The organism is Francisella orientalis FNO12 (assembly GCF_001042525.2).
GTDB classification, from domain to species: domain Bacteria; phylum Pseudomonadota; class Gammaproteobacteria; order Francisellales; family Francisellaceae; genus Francisella; species Francisella orientalis.
Map to the genome: position 1 here is coordinate 1,577,769 of NZ_CP011921.2, position 25,086 is coordinate 1,602,854.

A 25,086-nucleotide genomic window follows, 5' to 3' on the forward strand; every position below is an offset into this window, starting at 1 on the left:
AATTGTGTTAAATATCATATCAATTTTGTGACTAAAGTATATATCTTTATTCTAAAATTTTTTGAAAATCAAAGATGTATTAACTCCGCCAAAAGCAAAGTTATTAGTCATCACATACTCAGTCTCTATATTTTGTTTATCTACAAGATAGTCTAAGCTAGCACACCTTGGATCTACATTTTGTAAATTCACATTTGGGATAAATACACCTCTATTCATCATCTCTATAGTTAGCCATGCCTCAAGCGAACCACTAGCACCTAATGTATGGCCAAAATAACCTTTTAGTGAACTGATGCTAATATCCCTACCAAAAACTTCACGCGTAGCAATACTCTCAGCTATATCTCCAACCTCTGTCGATGTGCCATGAGCATTGACATAACCTATCATATCTGGTGTTATCTGTGCATCATCTAAAGCAAGTTTAAGAGCAATCTGCATTTTTTCGGTTGTCGGTTGTGTAACATGCTCAGCATCACAATTTGTGCCATAACCTACAACCTCCGCATAAATTTTTGCTCCACGCTGTTGTGCATGCCCTAATGACTCTAATATCAAAGTAGCACTACCCTCTCCTATAACTAAGCCATCTCTATCTCTATCAAAAGGTTTAGGTGCAAAACTTGGCGTATCATTCATCTGACTTGTCGCAAATAATGTGTCAAATATTGCAACCTGACTTACACAAAGTTCTTCTGCTCCACCAGCAACCATCACATCCTGCATACCATACTTAATAGCTTCATAAGCATATCCTATAGCTTGACTACTTGAGGTACATGCACTAGATGTCGGGATTAATCTACCAGTTAATCCAAAGAATAAAGCTATATTAACTGCACAAGTATGACTCATACCTTTGATATAAGTTGTTGCATTAACATTGCCAATTTTTTTGTCAGTAAGAATCATCAAAAGATCAGACAATGGTTGTGGGCTGCCAGAGCATGATCCATAAGCAACACCTGTTCTACCTCTAGTTAATATATCTATCTTATCAAGTAAATCAGCATCTGCTAATGCTTGTGAGGTTGCTACGGTTGCTAACTTTGACACCATACCCATACCACGTATTTTTTTACGAGGATAATTTGGAATTTTAAAATCTGTTACAGGAGCAGCAAGTTTAGTATTAAGACCTTGAATATCATCCCAAGGCATTCTCTTAGTTGCGACTTTTCCAGCTAATAATGATTCAAAAATAGTATCAGCATCACTACCAAGAGCTGTAACGCCTGACATACCGGTAACAACGACTCTACTCATTAGACAAGTCCTCCATTAATAGAAATTACCTGTCTTGTTATATAAGCTGCAACATCCGACATCAGATACTCTGTTAAGCTTGCCACCTCTTCTACACTACCTGCCCTTTTCATTGGTATATGCTTAATAATCTCATCATAATGCTCAATATCATCCGTCATTTCTGTATCTATCAAACCTGGTGCTATACAATTTACTGTAATTTTTCTTTTTGCTAACTCTACAGCCAAAGCTTTTGTAGCTCCAATAATACCAGCTTTTGCAGCACTATAGTTGACCTGCCCTCTATTACCCACGATACCAGATACAGAAGCCATAGTAATAATCCTGCCACCTTTTCTAAGCTGTATCATTGGCATAATACAAGGCTTTAAAACATTATAAAAACCATCCAGATTAGTATCTATGACTCTTGACCAATCATCTTTTGTCATTGCTGGAAATGCAGTATCCCTACAAAGACCGGCATTATTAATCACTCCATAAAATGCACCTTGATTTTCGATATACTCGCCAATAGCTTGTTCTGTCTGCTGATTATTAGAGATATCAAAACTTATAATATCCGCTTGAAAACCCTTATCAAGAATACTATCACGAACGTTTTCAGCACCAACTTTGTCAGTGTTGTAGTGTATAGTTATATGCCTATTTTCAGCCGCTAGTTTCAGTGCTATCGCCTTACCGATTCCTTTACTCGCACCTGTGACTAATATTCTTTTCATGTTTTATATTTCTCTACTAATAACTTTTTTTACATCTTCAAAACTTTGTGGCTGATAGGCATTGATTGTAAGTGATGCAACCTCTTGTTGATCCAACACTACTTTGCAACTGAATACCCCTGTCCCTTTATCAAGAATAATACATTCAGCAAATATATCTAAAACACTACCCGTTTTATATCTTTTAACATCTGTCTTATAACCTCTCACACTCAGTAAAAATGCTACTGGGGGTTCATTAGTGCTAACAATAGATGCAGCAAGCTTACTAGCTCTGCCATAGGAAGCAGCGGTTTGAGCCATGATTTCAACCGCTACCCAGTGTGGTATACCATCTAATTGCTTATCGAAGAATATATTATCATCTGTCACAATAGCTCTACACTGCACCGTATTGTCTTCGAAACCAATAAATTCATCAACAAGCCTCATAGGTGGTTCATGAGGTATCAAATCGGAAATATTATGCATCTATTTCTTTCCTATAATTACACTTACGTTATTACCACCAAAAGCAAACGAATTACTCATAAAATTTGGCTTGTGGTATCGAATATCACTAGTTATTATACCAATATCAGAAATAATATCCTTATCTGAATCGTATTGCTTTAGTAGTTTTTTGTTAGGATTATAATTATCTGATAATAATAACCAACATATCCCGACCTCTGTAGCTGCCGCTGCACCTAGTGTGTGACCTGTCAAAGATTTAGTAGAGCTACACGCAACAGGAACCTTAAATATATCCCTTATTGCTTTACTTTCCATATTATCATTTAGTATGGTTGCTGTACCATGCAAATTTAGATAACCGATATCATCAGGAGCTAGATTTGCTGAATTCAATGCCTGTATCATAGCTAATTTAGCGCCTTCACCACTAGGATCTGGAGCTGTAATATGATAACCATCTGATGATTCCCCAACACCTAAAAGTACTATTTCTGAGCAATCTCTAGACATAATAAACGCTGCAGCACCTTCACCTATATTTATACCATCTCTTTGATTATGAAAAGGTAAACACAATTTTTGAGATATAGCATCTAAACAATCAAAGCCATTTAACGTTAACTCACAAAGAGTATCACAACCAACGACAATAACTGCATCACACAAGCCCTGTTTTAATAATCTAGCAGCTGAGGCAAATGCTTTACCACTTGATGAACAAGCCGTTGATATCGTAAACGCAATATTTTCAAGTTGATAATATTCTCGCAAAAACTCACTTAGGCCTGCAGTTTCCTCTTGCTTGTAGCTAAATTCTTTAGGAAATTGGCCTGATATAAACTTATTAGTTAAAGCTCGTTCACCATTATCTATACCTGATGTACTAGTACCGCAAACCACAGCTATTCTACCAGCTCCATATTTATCTATAATTCTACCTATATCTTGATCTATTTGCATACATGCATGAAGCGCTATTTGATTATTACGACAGTCAAATTCTTTTAATCGGTGAGGAATTTCTGGGAGTATCTTATCATTTACTTGCCCTACGATTGTCTTGCGACCCGACAATAGCTTCTTATCAGTTACCAAACCGGTTTGATTATTAAGCAATGATTGCAAAAGAACTTGTTTAGAATCACCTAAACAATTAATTATACCTAGCGAATTTAGATAGATTTCATTGTCACTCATATTCTACATAATTTTGAATAACTTCTTGTAAGTATACAATACAATTACAATTAGTTTAAATACTATTAAGTGTATGTTAACTGTATTTAATAATTAAAAAATTTATAGAGATACATTTTTTTGCTTCAATATGATAAATTCTAATGAAAATAATTTAGAAGATACTAAATGAAGTTTTATATAGATTCATTGCTAGTCATAGCTCAAGGAAAGAATGATATCTCTGATTTTAAAGATGTATCATACCTTGAAATGATAAAACAGGACATCAACATCGATACTAGCCTAATAGCTACAGCCATTAGAAGAAGATGTAGTAAATCTAGCAAAATCGCTCTTTTAGTATCCATACCTCAAATCCATAAATATAAAATAGGTGCTGTAGTATTCGCATCTCAGCATGGCGAACTAGCAAATACATTATCCATATTTAAAGATATCTCTAATCAAGAAATCCTTTCACCAAATTCGTTTTCTCAATCAGTACATAATACTCCTTCTGGACTCCTATCAATCCAACATAAACTAAAAATACCTTTTAACTCAATAGCTGCTGGTACCGAGACTTTTGAAATGGGCTTAATTGACGCTGTCACGCAATTACAAGACCATGATAGTGTTTTATTTACTTGTTATGATGATAATGTACCGGAAGTATTTGATGAACTTAATATATCAGATAATCTTGCTTATGGAATTAGTTTTGTCATATCAAGAGAACCACTATCACTGTCAAGTATGGGCTTAAAATTAGAAACTAATAACAACAAAACATTATTACAAAAATTTAATCAACTCCCATCTGCGATTATTTTTGCAAACTGGCATGCTTGTAATGAATTTAAACCATTATTTTTGAAGAGCATATCTATAGAGAAGATGTAATTATGTATAAATACTTAAATAGGTTTTATCGTAGAATTGGTACAGGAATATGTTTCTTTTTATTTAGCTTTTTTAGCACAATATTAGGCTATATATATTTCCCTCTAGTCAGAGTATTTATAAAAGATAAAAGTGCTCGCACGATACATGCTCAACACACAATAAACATTGGTTTTAAAATTTTTATTGGAATTATTCATCATTTTAGAATCATTCGATTTGAGTTTGAAGGTATTGAAAAACTATATCAGGATAGAGGTTGTATTTTTATAGCTAATCACCCTACTTTAATCGACTATGTTGCAATAGTATCTAGACTCAAACTTTGCGATAATATTGTCAAACAAAGCTTATGGGAAAACCCATATTATAAGCATGTAATAGAAACAGCTGGATATATCCCCAATATCAATCCTGATCAAACATTCTCACGCTTAAATGAAATGTTTGCAGAAGGTAGAAATTTGTTAATGTTCCCAGAAGGTACTAGAACTAGTCCCAACCAATTACCAAAACTAAAACGAGGAGCCGCACAACTAGCAATTAGAACAAATGCTCCTATAAGAATGATACATATTTCATGCTCCCCTGTTACTTTGACAAAAAATACCAAATGGTATAACATTGCCGAAACAACGCCGTTGTTTAGAGTAGTTGTAGGAGACAAGGTTAATCATCAAGATTTTATTGATGAGGCAGATGGGATACCATCTCTTGCTGCTCGTAGGCTAACTAAATTTTTACAGCACAATCTCTCTACTAAATTAGATTTTTTATAAAATAGGTACTTTAAAACATGCAACAAGAAATAAAAGAAATGATCATCGAGGTCTTAAATCTTGAAGATATTACAGCTGATGAAATAGATGCTGATGAAGCACTTTTTGGAGATGGTTTAGGACTTGATTCAATAGATGCTTTAGAAATAGGGGTTGCGTTAAAAAAACGCTATAACATAAGTCTTGAGGTTGTCGATGAGGATGTCAAAAAACACTTTGAATCTGTGGCATCTTTGGCTAAATTTGTAGAAGAAAATAAATTTTAAGGATATACTGATGAGCTTTTCTAAAGAACAAATTTTCGCACAATTACAGGATATTCTTAATAATCTTTTTGAAATAGATAAGGATGATGTCACTCTAGATTCAACACTATACGGAGATCTTGATTTAGATAGTATTGATGCTGTTGATTTAGTAGTACAACTGCAAAACTTCACAGGTCGCAAGTTTAAACCTGAGGAATTTAAATCTGTTCGTACTGTTGGGGATGTTGTTGATACTATAGTTGCAGCTCTAGCACAAGACTAAATACACACTTAATGAAATCTCTATTTAAATTCCTTATATTGATAATAATTATACTATATCCATTTATAGTCTATATTGGCCTAAATTTACTCTCGATAAAGTATCTTGGCTTAATTATTGTCTTAATATTTATACTAAGATTACTAATCTTAAAAAAAGATCCTAACATCACTTGGAAACTTATTACTATTGTAGGGATACTTCTTGCAGGTATAGCCATCATTGTGGATAATATCACCGTTATGCTACTATACCCTGTCTTTGTAAGTATTAGTCTCTTCTGCATTTTTTGTTATTCATTATTCCAAGACAAAAGCTTGATTACAAAACTTGCAATTCGCATAAGCAAAGAACCTCCACCAGACTATGCAATAAAATACACATGGTACGTGACATTAGCCTGGTGCATTTTTTTTGCTATAAATGCCTGTATTTCAGTATACACTATTATATTAGGCTCGGTACAATTATGGACGCTTTATAACGATTTTATTAGTTACATCCTTATAGGATTGATGATGCTTAGTGAAACTATAATTAGAATTGTTGTTAGGAGATATTTTGAAAAGCACGCTTAAATCGATACTAGAATTTCATGCACAAAATCCTTCTGAAATTGTATTTATCAAAGATCCAAATAATATCATTGCAAAAGAGTTTTTGAATGATATAAAAACTTTAGCAAATCATCTTGATATCATTCTAAATAATAACAGCAAAGTCGCACTATCTATTGATGATATTTACTTATTTTGTTGCACATGGATAGCATGTCAGTTTTTAGGTAAAACTACTATTATGCTACCAAATAACAAATCTGGCACAATTATCAAACTTGCAACACATTACGACTCTTTAATAACTGATAATGATCTTGATTTATCAGCAAAAATCATCAATGAGTATACATTAAAGGATTGTGAAACTATATTTTTCACATCTGGATCTACAGGTGAATATAAAGGCTATAGCAAAACTATATACAATCTTGAACAAGAGTCATCAGCGATCAACAGTGTCATACAAAGCTTTAGTCTTAAAAAAATCAATGTGCTTACAACAGTATCACATCAGCACCTGTATGGCTTTAGCTGGGCTATAGTATGGCCACTACTATACCAAAAAATCATCCACACAGAAAGGCTATTTGTACCCGAACTTATCCACAAAAAGCTACTTCAAGATAACAATATTTTGATAACCACTCCTGTAATAATTTCTCACCTTGAAGGCAATATTACAACACCTATCACTAACTCTTTGCTTATTTCATCAGCTAGCGCATTAAGTACCGATATCGCGATTAAATTTCAAAATAGTTACAACATTCCTATTCTTGAAGCTTATGGCAGTAGTGAAACTGGAGTTATTGCGTATAGGCAACAGTTAATTGATAGACTATGGAAGCCTTTTGATAATGTTTGTATTACTACAGAGTCTGATCAACTAGTTGTTAGATCTCTCTTTTTTAAGCAAAAAAAACAACTAATGTCAGATATCGTTGCATTATACAACGATAAATTTGAACTAAAAGGTAGAGTCGATAAGATTGTCAAAATTGCTGGTAATCGTTTATCAATATCACAAATGCAAAATATATTAATTGATTATGACTTAATACAAGATTGTGTATGTATCAAGCGTCAAAGCTATCGTGAATATATAGCAGCAATAATATGTCTAAATCAAGCTGGACAAGACTTATTACAAAATTTTGGTAAACAAAATTTAATTAAACAAATAAAGAGCTATCTATTAAACTATTACTCAAATGTAGTTATACCTAAACAATGGCGCTTTGTAACTGAAATACCGACTAACTCTCAAGGAAAAAGAACTCTAGAACGATTAGTTGAATTATTAGATGATAATTAAATAGGTCAGAGCTTATAAGTTTGATAAGATTTAAACTTATTAAGGAGACTTTATTTAAAATTTATGGCGAAATAAGCTATGAACAAACATCTTAAGATAAATAATATACAAAATATTGATGATTGCTGTGTTTTAGTATCGGCGCAAGTACTCCACGAGTGTGATTTTTTTAAAGGTCACTTTCAAGAGCAGGCCATTTTACCGGGTATTGCTCAAGTTGATTTTGTCATAAATTTGGCAAGCCAAATATTTGGTATTAATAAACTCTATTTTGGTAATATTCCACAATTAAAATTCAAAAAAGTTATATTACCTAATAATGATATAGAAATAAAAATCACAAATAACAACAATACAATTACTTTTGAAATTTCTGTCAATAATCAAGTAGCATCTCAGGGTAAAATAAAATATGAGTAGTAGTGATTGTAATTTATGTATTGTAGTACCAATCTATAACCATGGAAAGCAACTACGTAACACCATCAAAAATATCGCTAGATATGACTTACCTATCATACTTATAAATGATGGTAGCCAAGATAACACTAAACAAATCATGAGAGAAGTTGCTGGTGAATTTAATAATATTGTTTTGACAGAATCACTTGATAAAAATCAAGGTAAAGGTGTTGCTGTAAGTCATGGTGCCAATTTAGCTTTTAAAATGGGTTATACACATATGCTTCAAATAGATGCTGACGGTCAGCATAATTCGACCGATATCCCTAAATTTATACAAGCAATGCAGCAAAACCCTCAGGCACTAATATCTGGTATGCCGATCTATGATAATAGTATTCCCCAAAGTAGACTTCATGGTAGAAAAATTACAAATTTTTGGGTAGCAATAGAAACTCTGTCGTTTGATCTCAAAGAATCAATGTGCGGTTTTCGTATCTATCCACTAGAGGCTTATACAAAGCTTATGCGGAAAAGAACTTTCTCAGTGAAGATGGATTTCGATATAGATGTAATCGTGAGAATGTACTGGTTAGGTCTTCCTATAGTCTATATAAATACCAAAGTAATTTACCCTCAAGATGGTTACTCCAATTTCAGAATGTTTCGAGATAACGTCAGAATATCTTGGACTCATACAAAATTAGTTACTGGTATGATTATTAGATCACCAATACTATTATGGAGAAAAATCAGGTGAAACATTGGACTAAGATAAAAGAAGCCGGTGGTCTATTGGGGCTTAGAACTACTTTTATTTTATTTCGTTTGTTAGGTCGTAGACTCACCTACTCAATCATGTCAGTAGTTATGATCTATTATTTTTTATTGTACAAAAGTGCGCGTAACTATTCTTTTAAATATATTAAACACCTCGATAAAAATATTAAAACTTCAAAATTATGGTTTTATAGCTTTAGACATTTTTTAGCATTTGGTGAGATGGTTATAGACAAAATAGCTGTTTGGAGTAATAAGATTACTATAGATAATGTAGACTTCTCACTACAAGATCGCAAAACCATGAACCAAGCTATCAAATCACAAAAAGGTAGTGTTATTTTTACAGCTCATCTTGGTAATCTTGATGTTGCAAGATCATTAGCAGACTTTGATAGTAGTATGAAGATAAATGCTCTAGTATTTAGCAAGCAAGCTCCTACATTTAATAAACTTTTGACAAAGATTAATCCTAAATACTCAATCAATATGATATGTATACAAGATGTTACTCCAGATTTGGCAATTGAGTTATATGGGCGCATTGCTAATGGTGAATTTATCGTTATACCTGCAGATAGAACTTCTGTAACTAAACCAGAGAGAAATCTTAGATTATCATTTTTAGATGATATAGCATTTTTCCCACAAGGAGCATTTATATTAGCAAGCATTCTAAAGTGTCCTACATACTTTATGCTATGCCCAAAAAAAGATCGTAATAAATTTGATTTTATTTTCAAAGAGTTTGATCAAAATAGCATTATTTTAAATAGAAAGACGAAACAGCAAGATTTAGAAAAATATGCACAAAAATATGCCAAAATGCTTGAATCATATTGTAAAAAATATCCCAAACAATGGTTTAATTTTTTTGATTTTTGGCATCAAGGAGAATAAATAAATGCTTAAAGATAGGTTATTCACACATGTTTACAAAATGACTATCCCATTTTTTGATGTTGATATGCTCGAAATTGTTTGGCATGGTAATTATATCAAGTACTTTGAAATGGCTAGATGCAGTATGCTCAAAGAAATTGGCTATGATTATATAGCTATGAAGAAAGATGGTTTCGCTTGGCCCATAGTTGATATAAAAGCTAAATTTATTAAATCTGCAAGATTCGGACAAGATATTGATATTTATTGTGATCTAATTGAGTTCGAGAACCGATTTAAAATAAACTATACTATTTTAGATAGCTTAACTAAAATAAAGTTATGTCAAGGTTATACTACACAGCTTGCTGTGGATATTAACAAAAAAGAAACTTGTTTCGTAACACCTCATCAGTGGCAACAAAAAATAAAAGAGATTATTAAAAAATGAAGAAACTATTTACTTTTATTAGCATTTTTTTAACTATTGCGGCTCCCTTATATGCTTCAGATATTACTAATAATTCAGAATTCCAAGCGGTTGAAAAGCAATTGACCAAAGATACTAATATCTCGGGTAAATTTATACAAATCAGACAAATTGCAGGTTTAAACTCAAGTTTAAAATCTTCAGGAACATTTAAACTAACTAATGATGGATCTCTGTTATGGCAACAGCAATCACCAATCAAAACCACAATGCAAATGTCTAAAAATAAGCTTACACAAACTATTATGGATAATCCTCCTACTATTTTAACACGCGAAGACCAACCTGTAGTTTTCACATTCACAAGTGTCTTTATGTCTGTATTTAAAGGTGATACAAAAACCATATCAGAATTTTTTAATATCAATTTTGATGGTAATACACAAAACTGGACTATCACCCTCACACCAAAATCTAGCCCTCTGAATAAGGCTATAAAAGAGATAACTCTAAAAGGTAATAGATATATTACAAATATTGAAGTTGCTGATACTCAAGACAATATAATCAAAATACCACTTTTTGATATCACAACAAACTAAATATTATGATCAATAAATCTCTTATCCGTCTTATTATTTGGAGTGTAATTGTTCTAAGTACCACAATCCTATTTATAACTATTATTACAAAAGGACTAAACTTAAATACAAACATTCTAGCTTTGTTACCAAACCAAGAGACATCACCTGAACTTACCTCAGCATCAAATAAGTTTTCTGACCGTATAAGTAATGATATTGTATTTTTAATAAGTTCTAAAGATCAAACTAAAGCTACAAATGCTGCAGCAAAGTTTAGTCATTTACTAGAACAAAGTAATAATTTCACAGCAGTAAATACAGGAATAAACCAAGACCAGCAATTATCTTGGGCAAAATTCTATTTTCCATACAGGCTACAACTACTTAGCGATAAAGACCAACAGCTATTAATTGATAAAAACTACCAAAGATTGTACCAAAATGCTCTGGCAAATATATATAACCCAACAGGAGTGGTTAATCGTAACTTACTGAATAATGATCCTTTCTTTACATATCAAAACTATCTTTTGAACTTACCCAAACCAAGCTCCAACTTGAAGCTTAGAAATGGCTTTCTAATAGCTGAAAAAAATAATACTTATTACGTTCTTATTAAAGCTGAAATTAAAGGACAAAGCTTTTCATTAACAACTCAAACTGAAATTATCAAAAGCGTTAATAATGCTATCACACAAATTAAATCAAATGATATTAGTGTTCTAAAAACTGGCATGCTCTTTTATGCAAATGCTGGAGCCGAAGATGCTCATCATGAGATAAATACTATTGGTATTGGCTCTATGATAGGCGTCTTGATTTTGATAATTCTAACATTTAGATCAATTATTCCTCTTTTTTTTACACTATTTTCAATCCTTTGTGGATTTGTTGCTGCATTTGTTGTTACACATTATATATTTGGTAGCGTTTTCTTATTTACGCTAGTTTTCGGTGCAAGTTTGATTGGTATATCTGTTGACTATGCTTTCTTTTATTATTCTGAGAAGCTTTTAGCTGATGCTAATTGGACTCCAAAAACAGGATTAAATCGTATTTTCAAAGGCATAACATTAGGACTTTTAAATGTTATTATAGCTTTTTTAGTTATAGCAATCGCACCTTTTCCTGGACTACATCAACTAGCAGTTTTTGGTATCATTGGCTTAGCTGTGTCATACCTAACAGTGATATGTTTTTTCCCATATATTATCAATATCAAATCAAAAAGCCATAAAAGTATTCCTCTGTTAAGGCTTACGGATAAATATCTAAATCTGTGGAAAAATATTAGTACAAGAAAAATTATTATTATCTTACTAGCTCTAGTGATAATAATTATTGCAGGAATATATAAAATAAAGCCTAATGATGATATTCATATATTACAATCTACACCTAAAGAACTCCAAGATGAAGAACAACAGCTTAAAAGCATAATTGGTACTGATATAAGTCTTAGCTATATTATTGTATTAGCTAAAGATGATAATACACTTCTGTCAAAAGCTAATCATGTAACAAGCATTATTCGTAACAACTTTGCTAATATTAAAAATCCACTAATTAGCATAAGTGACTATGTACCAAGCTTAGAGCAGCAGCAACAAAACTATAATCTTATACAAAACTTTATTAATACCAAATATCCACAAGAGTACCTTAAACAAATAGGTTTCTCAGATGATCAAGAAGTAAGAGTGATAGATAAAATCAAAACTACAAAATTTGATGCTTTAGAGCTATCTGCGTGGCTAGATAAGCCAGTTTCAGCACAGATGAGATTTTTGTGGTTAAGAGATCAGCCAAATGACTATAAAGCTGTGGCAATAGCACTTTCAAAAGACATTGATATTACTAAACTACAAAGCTTGCTTAACTCTATCGATGACGTTTATGTTGTTGATAAGGTAAGTCAGATAAGTGATATTTTTGGGCATTATCGTAATATAATTTCTTACATAATGGCGATTGTGTTTGTCTTACTATGGTTAGGATTAACTGTTAGATACTCTTTTAGAAAATCTATAGTCTATATTGTAGTACCATTATTATCATGTTTCACATCTATAGCATTTCTTGGATTACTCAATATTCCTCTGACATTATTTAGCATCTTTGCGATAATACTTGTCTTAGGAATAAGTATGGATTATGTTTTATTCTTAGCTGAGAGTCATAATGGATTCAATAGTACTATGCTAGCATTAGCACTATCAGCTATTACTACTATCCTATCATTTGGACTTTTAGCATTAAGTAATACTCCAGCTATTGAATATTTTGGTCTAACTGTATTAATAGGTATTTTGGTAGCATTTTCATTAGCTCCTATAGCAATTAAGGTACAAAATTATGAAAAGTAAAATTCTTTCAACTATTTTTATATTCATATTTTTAAGCGGTTGCTCATTATTGCAAACAAAACAGCAAATCGATGTAAAAGTAGCTATAACACCAGATACAACTGTAACACTACCCCAACCACAACAACTAGGTATTAATAAAACAATATCTCAAATAGTCTCTGTTACTTATTATGATAAAGATGGCAAACAAAAAAACCTAACTACAAATATGATTATTGAAGCCAACTCAAAACATATCGTAATGGTAGCGCTATCAGCTTGGGGAGGATCTTTATTTAAGCTTGATTATAATGGTAAAGATATCCAAAGTAGCAGCTTGCCAATGCCAAACCAAAATATTGGTGTTAAACAAAGCCTCACAGAGTTCATTATAAGCCAAGCTCCTATCGACGTTGTCAAAGAGATGTTTACCAACACAAGCATTAGCCTTTCAGCAAAAGCAAATGAAAGGATTTTAATTTCTAAAGACAGCAAAAAAATTCTAACAATAAAATACAGTGATAATAATAAAAAAATAACTATTCACAACTATCACTACAACTATACTATTAACATAACAGATTTAGATCAATAATTTTTTTGATATATCCTATTTTGTAAAGACACTATCAAAGCCATAATATTGTGCAAACTGCTCATTGTTCCAGCCTTGACTTTTAACATATTCTGGATCATCTGAATATTCCATAAGCTCAAAATAAACTACACCGGTGTGTCTCATCAGATGAAAACTTGGTAAAAGTATATTTTTCTCATGTATTTGTTGATAATGCCTTACATCAACCATTCTCAGATGATTGTAATAACCTAATTGAAGATAAGCATAAAAAAAACTTAACTACAAAAAATAATAAAGCGACAACAAAAAATAAATATAACTTATCAAATAAATATGAAAAACCTGAACGAAATAAGTATTTACATATGATATAAAAATATATAAGCATGTATAGCATTTCAACTCGCATTTCTAAACCAATATAAAGTATTCTTATTTAGTTTATCTTTTTTGACAATTTGATGAATTATATAGATAAAAGCAAATGATAAAAATTACCATGAAAAATGCTTCATTATATAAACCAAGAAAAATACCCAAAATAATACTTAATACTTTTGAGTGCTTGTTCTCTACGAAAAGAAAATAAAAAACCCATACAAGCAAGCTAATACCCCAAAGATACTGAATGCCTATGGTCTTCCACATTGCATTACCTAAAAAAGTATTCTCTATGAAGTAATCCATAAATAAACAAGCATATATAACGAACTTTCTAGATAGAATACTAAATTGATCTCTAAATATTAATTTATATAAATAAATAACTAATACGGTTAGTGCAAAAGCATTTAACATATCTACAACATAAATCAAAGAAGGATAACTTTTATTAAAAAGAATATAAACTGGTAACTGTGCCGAAACTCTACCAGTCCAATAGAAATAGTCACTTCTAATGTGAAACCATACAGTTCCATCATGAAGAGCATTTACATTTGATCTCCAAAGATCATCCATCATCAAAGGCTGACACAAATTTATAATTAAAAAATAAGTGAATATCAAAAGGTAAATAAATATCTGATATTTTATATTTGATTTTGTACTAAGCATCTATAAAGTTTAAACAATTTATATAGTAAAAACATTATATATAATTTCTGGTCAAAAATAATGGCTTTTTCTGAAAAGTGCTGACTTAGCTTTGACACGGCACATGAATCAAAAGTTACCGTTGCTTCCTTCCAGACCTGGCGGGGTTCACAATCTATCATTGCGTGGAAACCAAGTCAGCATTAGGTATATTACTAGATATATCCTAAAATTACAAGCTAACAAAGCAAATTCCATTATCTAAGATAAATTGGTATTATTATCAAAAATAGTCAAATTTAACAAATATCATGATAATAGTTATATCGCCTGCTAAAAGTCAAAATTTTGAAACCGCAACAGCAAAGTATCAATTTACACAACCTATATTCAAAGATCAGATAACTAAACTTGTTAACACTCTCAAGCATTATGAAATTGATGAGATTGAAAAGCTAATGAAGATCAGTCCTAAACTGGCTGAAGAAGTATTTGCTAAGCATAATAACTTTGACCCTAAGAATTATAACGAGTCAAATTCAAAAGCTGTTATTTTTACATTTAGTGGAGATGTTTACAAAGGTCTTGAGGCAGATACGCTAGACAAAGAAACTATCGAATATGCTCAAAATCATCTTTTGATGTTATCTGGACTATATGGACTGATACGCCCTCTCGATTTAATTCAAGCTTACAGATTAGAAATGGGTACAAAAATTAAAATTGATGGAGAAATTCTTTATAAGTACTGGCAAGATAAGGTCACAGCTCAATTAAATGAATACTTCAGCGAGCAACAAAATAAAGTTTTGATAAATCTTGCTTCTAATGAATATTCCCAAGCAATAGATAAAAAATCTTTAGATGCAAAATGGCTAGATATTGATTTTAAGGAAAATAAAAACGGTACATATAAGACTATAGGGATTCATGCTAAAAAAGTACGTGGGTTAATGACAAGGTATATTCTTGAAAATAGAATAGAAAATATCAGTGATATTAAAAATTTCAATATAGCTGACTATAAATATAATCTAGAACTTTCAAATGAAAATCTTATGTGCTTTACGAGATAGTTTATGAAAATTAGAATACTCTCTTTAGGAGAAAAACCACCAAAATGGGTTAGTGAAGGTTATGATGAGTACAAAAAGCGCCTGAGTAAATCAATCCCGCTTGAACTGCTCGAATTACCAATAGCTAAACGAACTAAAACTGGTAATCCCAAACTTTGGATGGAACAAGAAGCTAAAACTATTCTTACTAAACTTAGCGATTCTGATCACTTAATAATTCTTGATGTTAACTCTAAAATAATTTCAACGGAAGAACTAGCTGAAAAAATGCAAAATTGGAAATTTAACAATCCAAATGTTGTGATTTTAATTGGTGGTCCAGATGGTATAGATCAAAGTATCAAAAATATTGCTAAAGAAAAAATATCCATATCAAAAATGACTTTTCCTCATACTTTAGTACGTATCATTATTGCTGAACAGTTGTATAGAGCTTATACAATATTAGAAGGCCGCCCTTATCACAAATAACTACCAAGTCTAGCTTTTGTACACCTATCTTTATGATTTAAGTCTTTAATAGTTTGAATATCACAGAAACCATACTGAGAAAATATACTTGCTAGATCATTCGCTTGGGTAAAGCCATGTTCTATATACAAATATCCTCCTTGTTTTAGAAAATCACTTGCCTGGGATATGATTATTCTAATATCTGCTAAGCCATTATCTGTAGCAAATAATGCTCTTGATGGTTCATATTCCATAACACTATCATCAACATTAGCATCGTCAATATCTATATATGGTGGATTTGATACTATGATGTCAAACTTAGTCTCATCTAAACTTTCATACCAACTACTTTGCATAAATTCAACATTAGCAATATTATTGGCTTGAGCATTTTTTTTAGCAACATCTAGAGTCTTAAAGTATAAATCAACAGCTACAACTTGACTCTTAGGGAGCTCCTCGGCTAAAGCTAAAGCAATCGCGCCAGAGCCCGTACCAAAATCTAATATTTTTAGTTGAGCATTCTTATCTTGTATATCGTTTAACACTGTAGCAACTATAACTTCAGTATCTGCTCGGGGTATAAGAGTATCTTTAGTTACATATAGCTTTTGATTCCAAAAATATTTATAGCCAAGAATATAAGCTAATGGCTCACCTGCTAAAAGACGTAAAATTTTCTCATTTATTTTTGTAAGTATGGCATTATCTAACTGTTTATCTGAATTTAGATACAGATAAGTCTTATCAACACCTAAAACATCGCAAATAGTCATTTGCAGCTCATGTTTTATAGATGAGTCGCTTTGAGGAAATTTAGCTACAGCTGAAGCTAACAGTTGAGATATTGAAATATTACTCATCTGACATAGTTGCTAGAAGATCGGCTTGATGCTCTAAAATTAGTGGCTGGATAATACTATCTAGACTTCCTTCCATAACCTCATCAAGTTTATAAAGAGTTAAGTTAATACGATGATCTGTAACTCTACCTTGAGGATAATTATATGTTCTAATTCGCTCAGATCTATCACCACTACCTACTAGATTCTTACGTGTATCAGACTGCTCTTTTTGTTGCTTGTCAATCTCTGCTTGTAAAAGTTTTGATTTAAGCATTGACATAGCAGCTGCACGGTTTTTATGCTGTGATCTTTGGTCTTGACATTCGACAACAACACCTGTTGGAATATGTGTAATTCTAATCGCTGAGTCAGTCTTGTTGACGTGCTGCCCTCCAGCACCTGATGCTCTAAAAGTATCTACTTTGATATCAGCTGGATTAATATCAATTCCCTCAACTTCATCTGCTTCAGGCATAACCGCAACAGTACATGCTGAAGTATGAATTCTACCTTGTGACTCTGTAGCAGGAACTCTCTGCACTCTATGAGCACCTGATTCAAATTTTAGTTGTGAATATACACCATCGCCATATATTCTTGAGATAATTTCCTTGTAACCACCGTGCTCACCTTCACTAGCTGAAACCACTTCAATTTTCCAGCCTCTCTGCTCAGCATATTTTGAATACATCTTAAACAAATCACCAGAGAATATTGATGCTTCATCACCACCAGTTCCAGCACGAATCTCTAAGAAAATGTTAGCATCATCATTAGGATCACGCGGCAGAAGAAGTATCTGTAATTCATCTTCAAGTCTCTCGATAGCCTCATTAGCTAATTTTAATTCTTCTTTTGCCATTTCGACAAGCTCTACATCTTTCTCGTTGAGCATTTCATAGGCTGCTTCTTTATCTTCAAGAGCTTGTGTATATTCTTTAAATGCCTTAACAATAGGCTCAAGATGAGAATATTCTTTTGATAAATCTCTAAACTTATTCTGATCAGAAATAATATTAGCTTCACCTAACAATGCGCTAACTTCTTCATGTCTTTCTATCAAACTTTGCAGTTTTGTCTTAATAGAATCTTTCATTTATTTTTCCACATTTAAACCAAACATTCGTTTCATACATACTAAACAATCACTTCTACCCTGCTTAGAAGCCTCTTTCATACCAACCACAGGATAGTGTAATACTTTCTTTTTAATCTCATAAGCAAATCTTTTGAGCACTTCTTCAGGATCTTTACCATTTCTTATTTTCGCTAAGCTTTTTTCTAATGATAAATCCACTAAGCCATCCGCTTTTTGAAATAGCTCCTTAATAGCACTATTTGAAATAATTGCTTTTTCTTTTTCTAGATAATCTTCTAGTGATTTTACAATAATTTTTTGAGCTCTTGAGCTCTCATGATTCCTTTTATCCTTATTACCTTCTATAACTGTATTAATGTCATCAACACAATAATATGCATTCAGTTCTAAATCTCCTAGTTTAGGATCTAATGCTTGTGGTATAGAGATATCAATAAAAACTCTTGGTTTTTCTCCTACATCATCACATTTGACTATATACTCAGTAACATTAACTGCAGCGATTATAATATCTGATTTTTTAATTAATTTAGGCAGATCTGCCAAGTAATATGCACTAGCATTATCAAAGGTAGATGTGATTTTTTCAGCTTTTTCTATTGTTCTATTAGCTAACATAATATGTTTAGGATTAAGAGCTGTCACATGGCGAAATAAAAGCTCTCCTGTTTGACCAGCACCGATTATAAGCACATTTTTAGTAGAAATATTGTCCAACTGCTTTTTAGCCAAAGTAATTGCGGAAAATGCTACTGATACTGGACAGTGACCGATTCTAGTTTCACTACGAACTTTTTTAGCTGTTGCAAAAACTTTCTGAAAAACTCTATCTAATTCTTTACCAATAGCGTGATTTTTTTTACTAAGAGTATATGAATCTTTAACTTGTCCTAATATCTGTGGCTCTCCTAAAACCATCGATTCTAGACCACAAGCTAATTTCATCAAATGCATGATTACCTCTGTACCTTGACGTAATTTAAAGTAATCTCTTATTTTAAAATCATGATTCCTAACGTAGCTTTGCCACCAAGCTAAAATATCATCAACGACTCTTAAATCTGCTATTTCAAGATATACTTCAGTACGGTTGCATGTCGATAAAATTACAGCATGAATAACATCATCTATAGCTAATATTGATTTATATAACATTGATACATCAAGTCCTGAAAGCGCGAACTCACTACGAACCTCTATTGGGGATTTTTTATAATCAATTGCTAAAGATATTAATGCCATATTCAAATAATTTTTAAATGTAAATAATTACTAATTAACTTAGAAAAACAAAATCTTATTTTAACATAAAAGACCAAGACATTACATTCTAATCTGATTAATAAACTTAGAACGTTGAGGACTTTTATGTTAAGATGTTGTAAGTTTACTATAAACAAATTTAATTTGTAGACATCAATAACTATGAAAAATTTATCAAAAAAACAAAGTCAAGCTCTATACACAATAGTAGGTATAATAATTGTAGCTATCATTTGTACTATAATTTTACAGTTTTATAACTCTGATAATGAAAAGTGCTTGTTTGAAGCATCTGACATGTATCAAAGAGCGCTAATTACAAATGAAAACCCTAAATCTCCTACAAGTGTAAAAATAGCTAAATTTGAAGAAGTTACAAAAAACTACTCTGATACTAGCTTTGGCATATTTGCTAGTTGGCAATTAGCTGATTTATACACAGCTCCTACTGATTTAGATACTAAAAGTTTTAATATTAACCTATCTAATGTTCCTAAAGCTATTGATGTATTGCAGCAAAGTGCTCAGCATAACCCTAAAGACAGCTTGACAGACATTACAAAAGTAAGACTTGCTAAGCTTTATATATCAAGTAACAATCCCGATAATGCTATCTCTACTCTTCACAGCATTAGCTCTCTAAATAGCAATGCTTACCCATTAATGCTACTAGGTGAAGCTTATAATGAGAAAAAAGATAAAGATAGAGTATTAGATGCTTGGAGTAAAGCTCTACAAGATCCTAACAGTTCGCCAGAATTCAAACAAATAGTTACCCAACTTATAAATAACGCTAACTAATCATGAAAAAATTATTTTTATTAACAACGCCTTTGCTACTATCATTATTAGTTGCTAGTTGTTCTGAGAGTAATGTCCCACTACCAACACCATTAGCTGAAAAACCTCCTAAGGAGGCTAAAGTGAAAGTTAAATGGAGCAGATCTACGGGTAATGGTAATAGCGGTTTACCAATCTATAATGTTTCCCCTGCTTATGCCAATGATATGGTATTTGTTCCTAATCAAAATGGTATGGCTTATGGTTTAGCAATTACAAATGGTAAAATAATTTGGAAACATGATACTGGTACTACGCTTTCATCTCAACCAAGCACTATCGCTAACGCGGTAATATTTGGTTCTATAAAAGGAGCTTTAACAGCTGTTGATCAAAAAGACGGTCAAATACTATGGCGGACAGATGCTCTAAGTAGTATTTTTTCTCAACCAACAATATATAGCAACCATTTATATACTCATACTCACGATGGTTCTGTGACTTCTTTTGATGCCACCAACGGCTCAAAAGTGTGGAATGTAACAAATAATATTCCAGAGATAACGCTACCAAGTGACTCGTCCCCTATCATACTTAATGACACTGTAATGGTGGGGTCTGCTTTTGGTACAGTACTAGGATTTACTCTAGACAGTGGTGATAGAACTATCAACTTGCCAATTGCTATTGCTCATGGCTCATCTCCCGCTGATAAGATGGTGGATATCACATCAAATCCAATGTTGTATGGTAACTATCTAATCTTCGCTGCTTACCAAGGTGCTATTGTAGCTCTAGATAAAGATACAGGAAAAATGCTCTGGGCAAAAAAAGTTTCTATAATTAATAACATGGCTATTAATAATGGCGTGATTTTTACCGTACAAGCCAATAGTGAGCTTAAAGCATACGACATCCAAACTGGTAACACTGTTTGGACACAAAGCACATTAGAGTGGCGTAAAATAACAGCTCCGATATATTATAAAGGATTGATTGTAGTTGCTGATTTTCAAGGTTATTTACACTTTTTTAACTCATTAAATGGCGATTACTTAGGTAGATATAAACTTACTCCTAGAAGCGACTTTTTTGACTATGGAATTTCAGGACAATTAGTTCCAACTGAAAAAGGTATACTTGTAGAAGCTGATAGCGGTACTACATATTTAGTTGATGCTCATAGTGATAGAGTTGTTTATGAAAATATTCTAGGTGACTATAAAATCGACCAAGGTCAAAATGTTAAGGTCATTTATCCTCTAGAACAACCAAAAGCAGCTCCTATGGAAAATACTCCAAAAGATCTATCTGGCAAAGAAGCTGACTCTGATAAGTCTAAAAACAATACTAGCTCAGTAGCGTCAACTACAGCAGTTGTAGCAAATGCTAATAATACAGATATATCGAACTCAACTAATCAAAAATCACCAAGTTCGAGCAACAGTACAAATTCAGAAGCACAAAACTCCGATTCTTCGATAGCTGAAGGTGTTGTCACATCAAATGAAACATCACCTACTCCAAAAGGCAAAACTGCTACGATAATAATAGGCAATTTCAGTAAAGGTGATTCTGACTAATGTATAAAGGCATACGACCATCAATTTTCATTTTGATTCTAATGGTCTCTTTAGGACCTTTTGGTGATACTATTTATGCTCCTGCGCTACCAGAAATCAAAACCATTTTAGGCACAGACTATCCTCATGTACAACTAACTATAACATCTTATCTACTTGGTTATTCAGTTAGTCAGCTTTTATATGGTCCTTTTTCAGATAGGTTTGGACGTAAGCCTGTAATGTTAGTAGGCTCAGGTTTTTTTATCATTAGCTCAATAATATGTCTACTTAGCACCAATGTTGATACTCTAATTTATGCAAGACTACTTCAAGGCTTTGGTGCTGCTGCTGGCGGTGTAATAGCTACAGTTGCCGTCAAAGATGCTTTTAAAGTTAGTGAGCAAGGCGCTATATTTGCTATTATGAATATTGCTTTTGCTTTAGCACCAGCATTTGGTGCTATTTTAGGTGTTTTCCTTAGTCCTAACCTGATATTCTGGATATTATTAGTTGCTGCTACATTTTTATTTGTTCAAGTAACTGTTTTTTTTCCAGAAACAGTAAAAGAAAAAAACATAGATGCACTAACCCTAAGATCCTTCTTTAAAAATTATTTTGCCCTTTTCAAGGATCATCAATTCTTCTTTGCAACCTTTGTATTAGGAATAAATATTAGTGTGATATACGCCTGTTTAGTTACAGCTCCTGATATTTTTATAAATATTTTAAAGCTTGAAAAAGCTAATTTCTTATATCTACTTACAATTATGGTTACTGCTGTAGTATTAGGATCAATTATATGCTCAAAGCTAAGTCGTATAATAGCTTATAAGCATTTAGTTAATTTTGGTATGCTTTGTACTTTAATATCAGGATTGCTCTTTATCTATGCATTCCATAAATTAACAGGATTAACTCTATCTATAGCTTTAACTGGTGTTCTTTCTCTCACATTTATAGGTGTATCATTTAGTGTGCCTTTATTAACACCCATAGCATTAGAGAACTTTACTGCTACTGCTGGAGCAGCATCTTCAGTTATGGGTTTTATGCAGATTGGAATTGCTTCAGTAACTACCGCTGTAATTAGTCAAATTGATTTTGGTAGTGAATTTACTCTAGCTTTTGCATTTGTACTACTGCCACTTATTGGACTAATAATATTTTTTCCTTACAGCTGCTATTTCCTCAAAAAGTAAATATCTAAGACCTTTATGTCTTAGGTTTACGAATTAAAATGATTATATGATAGAATCTACTTTAAATAATATATTTCTAATACCTAACAATTTATAAATGCAAAACTATAATGCTAAATCTATCGAAGTTCTTACCGGTTTAGATCCTGTAAAGAAAAGACCAGGTATGTACACCAATACCGAAAACCCAAACCATCTTATACAAGAAATTGTTGATAATAGTGTTGACGAAGTTTTAGCTGGATATGCTAGTAAAATAAATATCACCTTATATGATGATAATAGTATCGAAGTAGCTGATGATGGTCGTGGCATGCCTGTAGATATCCATCCAGAACACAAAATGTCCGGTATCGAGCTTATTATGACTAAACTACATTCAGGTGGTAAGTTCAGCAACAAGAACTATACCCACTCTGGTGGTCTTCATGGAGTTGGTGTTTCTGTTGTCAATGCCTTATCAAGCAAACTTGAGGCAGAAATCAAACGTGATTGTAATGTTTATCAAATAACTTTTGAAGATGGTCTAAAAACTAAAGATTTAGAGATTATTGATAGCGTTGGTAAAAAAAATACTGGCACTAAAATTAGATTTTGGCCTAATAAAAAATATTTTGATGATATCAAAGTTAACGTTAAAGCTCTTAAGAATCTCTTAGAAGCTAAAGCAATACTCTGTAAAGCACTTACAATTAAATACTCAAATGAAATAAAAAAAGAGAGAATCTCTTGGCATTTTGAAACTGGGTTAAAAGGTTACCTTGACCATAAGTTAGAAGCTGAAACACTTCCTCTTGAACCTTTTATGATAGATAATTTTTCAAATGGTTATTCTTATTTAGATGCTGTATTTTGTTGGTGTGAAGATCCTTTAGAAAGTATCAAAAACAGTTATGTTAACCTAATTCCAACACCGCAAGATGGCACACATGTTACAGGTCTTAAAAATGGTGTTTATGAAGCTATTAAAACCTATATTGAAAAAAATTCTCTAGGAATAAAGAATGTCAAAATTACAGCAAATGACTCATTTGCTAAGTTAAATTACGTAATATCCGTAAAGATAACAAATCCTCAGTTTGCAGGCCAGACAAAGGAAAAACTCTCCAATAAAGATGTAACTTCATTTGTAACTACAGCCGTCAAAGATTTGCTAACAATATGGCTCAATCAAAATCCTGATGAAGCACGCCAAATCATCGAAAATATTAATGGCGTTGCCCAAAAAAGAATCAAGGCTGACAAAAAAACTACTCGTAAGCGTATTATGAATACCTCTATTCGCTTGCCTGGTAAGCTTACAGATTGTATCAGTTCTGATGTAAACTCGACTGAACTTTTTATAGTAGAGGGTGACTCTGCTGGAGGCTCCGCTAAACAAGCACGTGATAAAAACTTTCAAGCCGTCCTACCTCTTAAAGGTAAAATCCTAAATAGTTGGGAGCTTGATGCAGATACTATTATGAACTCTCAAGAAGTTCATAACATCGCTACAGCAATTGGCGTTGATCTAGATAGTGATGATATTTCTGGCTTAAGATACAACAAGATTTGTATCCTTGCTGATGCTGACTCAGATGGTCTACATATTGCAACTCTTTTATGTGCCATGTTTCTCAAACATTTCAGAAAACTTATAGAGTATGGGCATATTTATATTGCTCAACCGCCGCTATTTAGAATTGACATAGGTAAGAATACTTTTTATGCTCTTGATGAAAATGAGAAAGAAAAGATTTTAGCTGAGAATGCCAAGCTAACAGGTAAGATAAATATCATGCGCTTCAAGGGTCTTGGCGAGATGAATCCTATCCAATTACGTGAATCAGCTATGGATGTATCATCTAGAAGACTTTTACAGCTTACAATCTCTAATACTTATGATGATGCTGAAATTTTAGATATGCTTTTGGCGAAAAAAAGAGCCAAAGACCGTCGTGATTGGCTTGAAAATCATGGTGATAAAGCTGAAATTGAATAATATTTTTCCCTCTTTACAAATAAGGAGTATAATTAAAAATAATACTTAGCTTAAAGGAAGATTA

The 25,086-nt window shown here is 32.3% G+C and carries 27 protein-coding genes and 1 other RNA gene; 19 read left to right on the plus strand and 9 right to left on the minus strand.

Annotated elements, in window-relative coordinates; all coding sequences use genetic code 11:
- Positions 1-51 precede the first annotated feature (51 nt).
- The 4 genes from FNO12_RS08130 to FNO12_RS08145 are packed head-to-tail and all read right to left on the minus strand — an operon-like array spanning position 52 to position 3,647.
- Positions 52-1,269, minus strand: coding sequence for a beta-ketoacyl-ACP synthase (locus tag FNO12_RS08130; RefSeq protein ID WP_014714721.1), 1,218 nt, complete (start codon positions 1,267-1,269; stop codon positions 52-54).
- Positions 1,269-1,994 (minus strand): 3-oxoacyl-ACP reductase FabG, encoded by a 726-nt coding sequence (gene fabG / locus FNO12_RS08135; RefSeq protein WP_014714720.1) that lies wholly within the window; start codon positions 1,992-1,994, stop codon positions 1,269-1,271. The genes FNO12_RS08130 and fabG overlap by 1 nt, the downstream gene beginning before the upstream one ends.
- 3 nt (positions 1,995-1,997) lie before the next feature.
- On the minus strand, positions 1,998-2,465 hold the full coding sequence (locus tag FNO12_RS08140; RefSeq protein WP_014714719.1) for a hotdog family protein: 468 nt from the start codon (positions 2,463-2,465) through the stop codon (positions 1,998-2,000).
- Entirely contained in the window at positions 2,466-3,647 is a 1,182-nt protein-coding gene (locus tag FNO12_RS08145) for a beta-ketoacyl-ACP synthase (RefSeq protein ID WP_014714718.1), read from the minus strand.
- Positions 3,648-3,815: 168 nt separating this feature from the next.
- On the opposite strand from FNO12_RS08145, the gene FNO12_RS08150 reads away from it, so the two are divergent.
- From FNO12_RS08150 to FNO12_RS11130, 13 genes are all read left to right on the plus strand, one after another.
- Positions 3,816-4,532: a beta-ketoacyl synthase chain length factor gene (locus FNO12_RS08150; protein ID WP_014714717.1), complete on the plus strand. Its 717-nt coding sequence runs from the start codon at positions 3,816-3,818 to the stop codon at positions 4,530-4,532.
- A gap of 2 nt (positions 4,533-4,534) precedes the next feature.
- Positions 4,535-5,311 (plus strand): lysophospholipid acyltransferase family protein, encoded by a 777-nt coding sequence (locus FNO12_RS08155; RefSeq protein ID WP_030005758.1) that lies wholly within the window; start codon positions 4,535-4,537, stop codon positions 5,309-5,311.
- Between the two features lie 17 nt (positions 5,312-5,328).
- Positions 5,329-5,577, plus strand: coding sequence for a phosphopantetheine-binding protein (locus FNO12_RS08160; protein WP_014714715.1), 249 nt, complete (start codon positions 5,329-5,331; stop codon positions 5,575-5,577).
- Positions 5,578-5,587: 10 nt separating this feature from the next.
- Positions 5,588-5,842, plus strand: coding sequence for an acyl carrier protein (locus FNO12_RS08165; RefSeq protein WP_014714714.1), 255 nt, complete (start codon positions 5,588-5,590; stop codon positions 5,840-5,842).
- A 561-nt stretch (positions 5,843-6,403) separates the two neighbouring features.
- Positions 6,404-7,717 carry an AMP-binding protein gene (locus FNO12_RS08175; RefSeq protein WP_030005759.1) on the plus strand — a complete coding sequence of 438 codons (1,314 nt, stop codon included), beginning with the start codon at positions 6,404-6,406 and terminating at the stop codon, positions 7,715-7,717.
- A gap of 78 nt (positions 7,718-7,795) precedes the next feature.
- Positions 7,796-8,137, plus strand: a complete 342-nt coding sequence (locus FNO12_RS08180; protein WP_014714712.1) for an ApeI family dehydratase — start codon at positions 7,796-7,798, stop codon at positions 8,135-8,137.
- Positions 8,130-8,879: a glycosyltransferase family 2 protein gene (locus tag FNO12_RS08185; RefSeq protein ID WP_014714711.1), complete on the plus strand. Its 750-nt coding sequence runs from the start codon at positions 8,130-8,132 to the stop codon at positions 8,877-8,879. Before FNO12_RS08180 ends, FNO12_RS08185 begins: the two co-directional genes overlap by 8 nt.
- Positions 8,876-9,799: a lysophospholipid acyltransferase family protein gene (locus tag FNO12_RS08190; protein WP_231138721.1), complete on the plus strand. Its 924-nt coding sequence runs from the start codon at positions 8,876-8,878 to the stop codon at positions 9,797-9,799. Before FNO12_RS08185 ends, FNO12_RS08190 begins: the two co-directional genes overlap by 4 nt.
- 4 nt (positions 9,800-9,803) lie before the next feature.
- Positions 9,804-10,232, plus strand: a complete 429-nt coding sequence (locus FNO12_RS08195; protein WP_014714709.1) for an acyl-CoA thioesterase — start codon at positions 9,804-9,806, stop codon at positions 10,230-10,232.
- Positions 10,229-10,813, plus strand: a complete 585-nt coding sequence (locus FNO12_RS08200) for a LolA family protein (protein ID WP_014714708.1) — start codon at positions 10,229-10,231, stop codon at positions 10,811-10,813. Before FNO12_RS08195 ends, FNO12_RS08200 begins: the two co-directional genes overlap by 4 nt.
- 5 nt (positions 10,814-10,818) lie before the next feature.
- Positions 10,819-13,161 carry an MMPL family transporter gene (locus FNO12_RS08205; protein ID WP_030005761.1) on the plus strand — a complete coding sequence of 781 codons (2,343 nt, stop codon included), beginning with the start codon at positions 10,819-10,821 and terminating at the stop codon, positions 13,159-13,161.
- Complete coding sequence (locus tag FNO12_RS08210) at positions 13,151-13,738, plus strand: DUF3261 domain-containing protein (RefSeq protein WP_014714707.1); 588 nt, start codon at positions 13,151-13,153, stop codon at positions 13,736-13,738. Before FNO12_RS08205 ends, FNO12_RS08210 begins: the two co-directional genes overlap by 11 nt.
- A gap of 158 nt (positions 13,739-13,896) precedes the next feature.
- The gene (locus FNO12_RS11130; RefSeq protein WP_048349476.1) at positions 13,897-14,097 is read left to right on the plus strand and encodes a hypothetical protein; all 201 of its coding nucleotides are present in this window, start codon (positions 13,897-13,899) and stop codon (positions 14,095-14,097) included.
- Between the two features lie 67 nt (positions 14,098-14,164).
- Here the strand turns inward: FNO12_RS11130 and FNO12_RS11135 are convergent, their stop codons facing one another.
- Together FNO12_RS11135 and ffs are read right to left on the minus strand one after the other, a co-directional pair.
- Entirely contained in the window at positions 14,165-14,779 is a 615-nt protein-coding gene (locus FNO12_RS11135) for a hypothetical protein (RefSeq protein ID WP_234387230.1), read from the minus strand.
- A gap of 80 nt (positions 14,780-14,859) precedes the next feature.
- An RNA gene (gene ffs / locus FNO12_RS08220) (signal recognition particle sRNA small type) lies at positions 14,860-14,956 on the minus strand.
- A 113-nt stretch (positions 14,957-15,069) separates the two neighbouring features.
- On the opposite strand from ffs, the gene yaaA reads away from it, so the two are divergent.
- Positions 15,070-15,834: a peroxide stress protein YaaA gene (yaaA, locus tag FNO12_RS08225; RefSeq protein WP_014714706.1), complete on the plus strand. Its 765-nt coding sequence runs from the start codon at positions 15,070-15,072 to the stop codon at positions 15,832-15,834.
- A gap of 3 nt (positions 15,835-15,837) precedes the next feature.
- Positions 15,838-16,305, plus strand: coding sequence for a 23S rRNA (pseudouridine(1915)-N(3))-methyltransferase RlmH (gene rlmH, locus FNO12_RS08230; RefSeq protein WP_014714705.1), 468 nt, complete (start codon positions 15,838-15,840; stop codon positions 16,303-16,305).
- Here the strand turns inward: rlmH and prmC are convergent.
- The 3 genes from prmC to FNO12_RS08245 are packed head-to-tail and all read right to left on the minus strand — an operon-like array spanning position 16,296 to position 19,476.
- Positions 16,296-17,153: a peptide chain release factor N(5)-glutamine methyltransferase gene (gene prmC, locus FNO12_RS08235; RefSeq protein ID WP_014714704.1), complete on the minus strand. Its 858-nt coding sequence runs from the start codon at positions 17,151-17,153 to the stop codon at positions 16,296-16,298. The genes rlmH and prmC overlap by 10 nt on opposite strands.
- Positions 17,146-18,231 (minus strand): peptide chain release factor 1, encoded by a 1,086-nt coding sequence (prfA, locus tag FNO12_RS08240; RefSeq protein WP_014714703.1) that lies wholly within the window; start codon positions 18,229-18,231, stop codon positions 17,146-17,148. Before prfA ends, prmC begins: the two co-directional genes overlap by 8 nt.
- Positions 18,232-19,476 carry a glutamyl-tRNA reductase gene (locus tag FNO12_RS08245; protein WP_014714702.1) on the minus strand — a complete coding sequence of 415 codons (1,245 nt, stop codon included), beginning with the start codon at positions 19,474-19,476 and terminating at the stop codon, positions 18,232-18,234. It lies immediately after the preceding gene.
- A 183-nt stretch (positions 19,477-19,659) separates the two neighbouring features.
- On the opposite strand from FNO12_RS08245, the gene FNO12_RS08250 reads away from it, so the two are divergent.
- From FNO12_RS08250 to parE, 4 genes are all read left to right on the plus strand, one after another.
- Positions 19,660-20,298: a YfgM family protein gene (locus tag FNO12_RS08250; RefSeq protein WP_014714701.1), complete on the plus strand. Its 639-nt coding sequence runs from the start codon at positions 19,660-19,662 to the stop codon at positions 20,296-20,298.
- A gap of 2 nt (positions 20,299-20,300) precedes the next feature.
- Entirely contained in the window at positions 20,301-21,860 is a 1,560-nt protein-coding gene (gene bamB, locus FNO12_RS08255; protein WP_014714700.1) for an outer membrane protein assembly factor BamB, read from the plus strand.
- Positions 21,860-23,041, plus strand: coding sequence for a multidrug effflux MFS transporter (locus FNO12_RS08260; protein ID WP_014714699.1), 1,182 nt, complete (start codon positions 21,860-21,862; stop codon positions 23,039-23,041). Before bamB ends, FNO12_RS08260 begins: the two co-directional genes overlap by 1 nt.
- Positions 23,042-23,138: 97 nt before the next feature.
- Positions 23,139-25,022, plus strand: a complete 1,884-nt coding sequence (gene parE, locus FNO12_RS08265; protein ID WP_014714698.1) for a DNA topoisomerase IV subunit B — start codon at positions 23,139-23,141, stop codon at positions 25,020-25,022.
- Positions 25,023-25,086: the final 64 nt, after the last annotated feature.

Bases quoted from the DNA above. Each gene is read 5' to 3' on its own strand.
- FNO12_RS08180 (WP_014714712.1), top strand. From the start codon at position 7,796: ATGAACAAACATCTTAAGATAAATAATATACAAAATATTGATGATTGC.
- bamB (WP_014714700.1), top strand. From the start codon at position 20,301: ATGAAAAAATTATTTTTATTAACAACGCCTTTGCTACTATCATTATTA.
- FNO12_RS08130 (WP_014714721.1), bottom strand. From the start codon at position 1,269: ATGAGTAGAGTCGTTGTTACCGGTATGTCAGGCGTTACAGCTCTTGGT.
- parE (WP_014714698.1), top strand. From the start codon at position 23,139: ATGCAAAACTATAATGCTAAATCTATCGAAGTTCTTACCGGTTTAGAT.
- FNO12_RS08155 (WP_030005758.1), top strand. From the start codon at position 4,535: ATGTATAAATACTTAAATAGGTTTTATCGTAGAATTGGTACAGGAATA.
- FNO12_RS11135 (WP_234387230.1), bottom strand. From the start codon at position 14,779: ATGCTTAGTACAAAATCAAATATAAAATATCAGATATTTATTTACCTT.
- FNO12_RS08245 (WP_014714702.1), bottom strand. From the start codon at position 19,476: ATGGCATTAATATCTTTAGCAATTGATTATAAAAAATCCCCAATAGAG.
- FNO12_RS08165 (WP_014714714.1), top strand. From the start codon at position 5,588: ATGAGCTTTTCTAAAGAACAAATTTTCGCACAATTACAGGATATTCTT.
- fabG (WP_014714720.1), bottom strand. From the start codon at position 1,994: ATGAAAAGAATATTAGTCACAGGTGCGAGTAAAGGAATCGGTAAGGCG.
- FNO12_RS08210 (WP_014714707.1), top strand. From the start codon at position 13,151: ATGAAAAGTAAAATTCTTTCAACTATTTTTATATTCATATTTTTAAGC.
- FNO12_RS08205 (WP_030005761.1), top strand. From the start codon at position 10,819: ATGATCAATAAATCTCTTATCCGTCTTATTATTTGGAGTGTAATTGTT.
- prmC (WP_014714704.1), bottom strand. From the start codon at position 17,153: ATGAGTAATATTTCAATATCTCAACTGTTAGCTTCAGCTGTAGCTAAA.
- FNO12_RS08150 (WP_014714717.1), top strand. From the start codon at position 3,816: ATGAAGTTTTATATAGATTCATTGCTAGTCATAGCTCAAGGAAAGAAT.
- prfA (WP_014714703.1), bottom strand. From the start codon at position 18,231: ATGAAAGATTCTATTAAGACAAAACTGCAAAGTTTGATAGAAAGACAT.
- yaaA (WP_014714706.1), top strand. From the start codon at position 15,070: ATGATAATAGTTATATCGCCTGCTAAAAGTCAAAATTTTGAAACCGCA.
- FNO12_RS08195 (WP_014714709.1), top strand. From the start codon at position 9,804: ATGCTTAAAGATAGGTTATTCACACATGTTTACAAAATGACTATCCCA.
- FNO12_RS08160 (WP_014714715.1), top strand. From the start codon at position 5,329: ATGCAACAAGAAATAAAAGAAATGATCATCGAGGTCTTAAATCTTGAA.
- FNO12_RS08185 (WP_014714711.1), top strand. From the start codon at position 8,130: ATGAGTAGTAGTGATTGTAATTTATGTATTGTAGTACCAATCTATAAC.
- FNO12_RS08140 (WP_014714719.1), bottom strand. From the start codon at position 2,465: ATGCATAATATTTCCGATTTGATACCTCATGAACCACCTATGAGGCTT.
- FNO12_RS08260 (WP_014714699.1), top strand. From the start codon at position 21,860: ATGTATAAAGGCATACGACCATCAATTTTCATTTTGATTCTAATGGTC.
- FNO12_RS08145 (WP_014714718.1), bottom strand. From the start codon at position 3,647: ATGAGTGACAATGAAATCTATCTAAATTCGCTAGGTATAATTAATTGT.
- FNO12_RS08200 (WP_014714708.1), top strand. From the start codon at position 10,229: ATGAAGAAACTATTTACTTTTATTAGCATTTTTTTAACTATTGCGGCT.
- rlmH (WP_014714705.1), top strand. From the start codon at position 15,838: ATGAAAATTAGAATACTCTCTTTAGGAGAAAAACCACCAAAATGGGTT.
- FNO12_RS08250 (WP_014714701.1), top strand. From the start codon at position 19,660: ATGAAAAATTTATCAAAAAAACAAAGTCAAGCTCTATACACAATAGTA.